Raw genomic sequence first — 3,247 nt, 5'->3', positions numbered from 1 at the left:
GTCGCCCGAGGCCACGACGTCGGCCGCCTCGGGCCCCAGCATCTTGAGCATCGCGGCGCGGTCGCCCGCGCGCATCGCGTCGACGAAGGCCTTGTAGACCTCCTCCGGCGAGCCGGAGAGGCGCGCGCCCCGCGCGTCCGACTCGGGGACGGGCATCACGCCGCCGAGCCCGAGGCACACCACGGTCGACACGGCGACCACGAGACTGCGCCAGCTACGCGCTCGCTCGCGTGTCATCATCGCCTCCCTCCCCCGCCGCCGCCCGAGCGTCCCCCACCACCGCCCGAGCGTCCGCCGCCGCCGCCGCCGCTGAAGCTGCTACCGCCGCCGCCGCCGCGCGAGCCCGAGCTGCCGAGGCTCGACTGGCCGCGCTGGCTGGAGGCGCGGGCGTCGCCGCCGCGATCCATACCCTGGAAGGCGCCGCCCCCGCCCGAGCCGCCGCCGAAGTCGCCCCCACCGCGGCTCCGGTCGGAGACCGAGGCTCCGCCTGCGCCGCCGCGTCCCGCATCGCCGCGGCCCGCGCCGGCGCCCGCGCCGGCACCAGCACCCGCGCGATCCGACACCTGGGCGCCCCCCGAGCCCGAGCCGCGACCTCGGAAGTCCTGGCGGTTCTGGGCGCCGGCGGGACCCTGCTTGTTGTAGCGCTGCTGCGTCCCCGAGTCCCGATACTGGGCGCCCTTGCGATGCTCGGGGTTGTGCTGAAAGTTCTGGCGGTTGCCGCTCCCTACGTTGGTCGTATTACGCTGCCGGCCTTCCCGGTTGACGTTCTTGTTGAAGTTATTGTTCTTGTTGACGTCGATGTCAACGTCGCCGCCGCCCCAGTTGCACCCGCCCCAGATCGCGCCCCCGACGGCCATCCCGATGCCGAACGAGATCGCGGCGCCGGCCAGCGCGTAGCCTGGCGGGTAGTAGGCGTACGGCGGATAAGCCGGATACGGCCAGGCGCCGTACACCACGGCAGGATTGTAGGTGGGCACGTAGACGGTTTGAGGATTCGACTGCTCGATCACGATGGTCTGGGTGGGCGCGGCGGGCGGAGGAGCCGTCACCGTCTGGCCGGGGGGCGGTGGGGGCGGAGGCGGCGCCGGGGCTGCGGGTTCGACCTTCACCGTCTGCTCGGGCGTCGACTTGAGATTGCCTTCCTTCTGCGCCTTCGCGCGGAGCCGCTGGACGGCGTCCATCGTCTCCTTGCGCTGATCGAGGAAGGCATCGCCGAGCTTCTGCGTCCAGTCCAGCTTCTCGTCCATCATTGTGAGCGCCTGGGGCACGGTGACCATGAACTTCACGCTGTCGTCCCAGTCGTACTTCTGGAGCTCGGCGTTGAGCGCATCCCCCGTGAGCTTCGGGTTCGCCTTCTGGAAGCGCGCGGCCTGGACGAGCTCGACGGGATAGGTAGACGCCATGAACACCTGGGCGAGCAGGCCGTCAGAATAGAGAGCGATGGGCGCCACGATCTGCTCGAGCTCCTCCGGCGTGAAGGGCTTCGGGCCCTGTTCCTGCGTCTGCTGCTGGGTCTGATCCTGCGAGGACGTCGGGCGGGGCCCGAGGAAGAGGACGATGAGCGCCAACGCCAGCACCTTCGCCGCGCGTCGCTCCAGCACGTGGACCATCCAGATCATCTGGGGCTCCGGGTGAATGTTGGGTGACGCAGGCCGCCATGCATAGTCTCGCGAGCCACGGCGGGCAAGATATCAGACCTTGGTCGTACTTGTGGCGATCTCGGAGTTCGGCCACCCTTGGGCCCGAGGAGGGTCATGCGATGAAGCGACTGGCATTCATAACCCGGATGGTGATGGTCAGCATCCTGGTGGCGGCGACGTTCGCGGTAGCGCAGGACGGGCCGCCGTCGGGCAAGGTTTCGGTGGAGAGTAAGTCGGTCGCCCTCGGGGTCGGCGTGAGCTGGGGGGACGGCATCCTTACCTACCAGGGCAAGGAGCACAAGTTCTCCGTGAACGGGCTCAGCGTCGTCGACCTCGGCGTTGCCAAGGTCAGCGCCACCGGCGAAGTGTACAACCTCAAGAAGCTCTCGGATTTCGGGGGGAACTACGTCGCGGGCGAGGCCGGCGCGGCGGTCGGCGGCGGAGCCGGTGTGGTCACGCTGAAGAACCAGCACGGCGTGGTCATGAAGCTGACCGGCACGGGCACCGGCGTCAAGTTCACCCTGGCCGGCAAGGGTGTCGACGTCAAGCTCAAGAAGTAGCGCGGCCCGCTGGGCCAACACCGGGAAAGCGAGAAGGCCAGCCGATATCCTCGGCTGGCCTTCTGTCCTATGGTGGAGGCGGTGGGCATCGAACCCACGTCCGGAAACCCTCGGCGGCAGGCATCTACATCTTTAGCCGGTTTTCTTCAGCTCTCGCCGCTCTCGCCGCCAACCGGCGGGCTTCTCGAGCGGCCAGCCCCGCAAAATCTCGCTCCGCGCCTCGGGGCCCGGCTTGGAGCCAGTCACCAGAATATGACGTCGGTTCCCGTGCCCTGATGACTCGGCTCGGCCGACGCTAGCGGGTGTTAGGCCGCCAGGGCTAGCTGATTGTTGGCAGCTAGTACTGTGCTCCCGGATTTACGAGGAGAGAGCACCTCGAGATGCCGCCTGCGCTTCACTGATCCCCGTCGAAACCAGTCGCCCCCTTGTCTCGCGGCCTGGGGCCTCAGGCCCGCTGCCGCGCTCGGACTTCCTTGGCCATCTCGCGCCGCTCGTCGCGCTCGCGTATGGAGGCGCGCTTGTCGTGGAGTTTCTTGCCCCGCGCCAGCCCGAACTCGAGCTTCGCGCGCCCCTCCTTGAAGTATAGACGAAGGGGGATGAGGGTCAAACCGCGCTCGGCCGTCTTGCCGAGGAGGCGCGAGATCTCGCGGCGGTGGAGGAGGAGCTTTCGCGAGCGGTCGGGATCGTGGTTGGCGTCGGTGCCGTGATGGTAGGGTGCGATGTGGCAGCCGATCAGCCAGGCCTCGTTCCCATTGATCGCGGCGTACGAGTCCTTGAAGTTCACCTGGCCTTCGCGCAGCGACTTCACCTCGGTCCCGCGGAGGACGAGGCCGGCCTCGTAGGTCTCCAGGATCTCGTAGTCGTGCCGCGCCTTTCGGTTGGTCGCGATGATCTTCTCGCCCGGCATCGGGCCCCCTTGACTTCACTCGCTCGGCCGGTATCCTGGTAAGGCTTCTCGGGCCGAAGTGGCGGAATTGGCAGACGCGCATGATTCAGGGTCATGTGCCCGCAAGGGTGTGGGGGTTCGAGTCCCCCCTTCGGCACCAC

The 3,247-nt window shown here is 68.3% G+C and carries 4 protein-coding genes, 1 tRNA gene and 1 other RNA gene; 2 read left to right on the top strand and 4 right to left on the bottom strand.

The window, feature by feature from the left end; translation table 11 throughout:
• Window positions 1–237 (bottom strand): hypothetical protein (locus VFX14_13080; protein ID HEU5190612.1); only part of this gene is annotated, 237 nt, incomplete at its 3' end.
• Window positions 237–1,619, bottom strand: a complete 1,383-nt coding sequence (locus VFX14_13075; GenBank protein ID HEU5190611.1) for a DUF3300 domain-containing protein — start codon at window positions 1,617–1,619, stop codon at window positions 237–239. The genes VFX14_13080 and VFX14_13075, both read right to left, overlap by 1 nt.
• 140 nt (window positions 1,620–1,759) lie before the next feature.
• On the opposite strand from VFX14_13075, the gene VFX14_13070 reads away from it, so the two are divergent.
• The gene (locus VFX14_13070; GenBank protein ID HEU5190610.1) at window positions 1,760–2,200 is read left to right on the top strand and encodes a DUF1134 domain-containing protein; all 441 of its coding nucleotides are present in this window, start codon (window positions 1,760–1,762) and stop codon (window positions 2,198–2,200) included.
• A gap of 70 nt (window positions 2,201–2,270) precedes the next feature.
• Here VFX14_13070 and ssrA read toward each other — a convergent pair.
• Both ssrA and smpB read right to left on the bottom strand, forming a co-directional pair.
• Window positions 2,271–2,625, bottom strand: a transfer-messenger RNA (tmRNA) gene (ssrA, locus tag VFX14_13065).
• A gap of 20 nt (window positions 2,626–2,645) precedes the next feature.
• On the bottom strand, window positions 2,646–3,107 hold the full coding sequence (smpB, locus tag VFX14_13060) for an SsrA-binding protein SmpB (GenBank protein ID HEU5190609.1): 462 nt from the start codon (window positions 3,105–3,107) through the stop codon (window positions 2,646–2,648).
• 52 nt (window positions 3,108–3,159) lie between these two features.
• On the opposite strand from smpB, the gene VFX14_13055 reads away from it, so the two are divergent.
• Window positions 3,160–3,246, top strand: a tRNA-Leu gene (locus tag VFX14_13055).
• Window position 3,247: the final 1 nt, after the last annotated feature.

This window comes from Candidatus Methylomirabilota bacterium (assembly GCA_035764725.1).
Lineage (GTDB): Bacteria > Methylomirabilota > Methylomirabilia > Rokubacteriales > CSP1-6 > DASRWT01.
Note: the sequence above shows the minus strand (reverse complement) of the source record. Positions and strands in the feature narration are given on the sequence as shown.